1 pseudogene is annotated in these 887 nt (G+C 72.4%); it reads right to left on the bottom strand.

Annotation, left to right across the window (positions count from 1 at the left end):
• Positions 1-31: 31 nt before the first annotated feature.
• Positions 32-887 (bottom strand): annotated as a pseudogene (locus G4D87_RS38230) (M56 family metallopeptidase); the annotation flags it as partial.

Raw genomic sequence — 887 nt, 5'->3', positions numbered from 1 at the left:
ATCGAGACGTGAGGGGGGAGGGACGAACGGCTTACTTCGAACCGGTGCCGCGCATTCTTCGGATGAAGTCCGCGTCCACGCCGCCGGTGCGCAGCCGCACCAGCTCGTCGACGGAGAGGTCCTTCAGGCCCGCGTCGTGGAGCTCGCCCAGGAAGTCGGCGTCCACGCCCGTGGCGCGCAGCCGCTGGAGCGCCTTCGCGTCCGTCGTCTGCACGCCCGCCTTGCGCATGCTGGCGAGCCAGCCCGCGGAGACGCCCACGGCGCGAAGCCGCGTCAGCTCCTGGGCCTTCAGCTTCGACAGGCCGTGCTTGTTCAGCTCGCGGATGTACTCGGGGCTCACGCCCACGGCGCGGAGGTGGGTGAGCTCCTCCAGCGACATGCCGGTGTAGCCGGCGTCCTTGAGGCCGCGGACGAAGTCCTCGTCCACGCCCACGGCGCGCGCGTGGGACAGGGCCTTCGGGTCATCGACGCTGAAGCCCGCGGACTGGAGGGACTGGATGTACTCGGGCGTGACGCCCAGGTGCCGCAGGTGCGTCAGTTCCTCCGCTTCCAGCTTCCGGCCGAAGCGCGTGTTCATGTCTTGGACGTAGTCGGGGGTGACGCCGGCGTGGCTCATCGTCACGAGGTTGGCGACGGTCGGCGTGTAGCCCATGGCCGTCAGCTGCCGCACGCGCTCCGGGGTGATGCCCGCGTTCTTGAGCGCGATGAGCTGTGCCACGGAGAGCTGCTGGCCCGCGCCGACCCGCGTCTGCCCGTCAAATTCCCGCTGGGCGCGCGCACCCAGGCTCCGCGCTGGAGGAGCGGGCGGCGGGATGGGGCCCGGAGCCGCGCGGGCCGCCACGGCTGCGACGCTGGCCGGAGCCGCGGGGGGCGCCGGGGGCGCGGGT

The organism is Myxococcus vastator (genome assembly GCF_010894475.1).
Classification (GTDB): Bacteria; Myxococcota; Myxococcia; order Myxococcales; family Myxococcaceae; genus Myxococcus; species Myxococcus vastator.
This window is presented reverse-complemented; position numbering and strand designations above follow the sequence as displayed.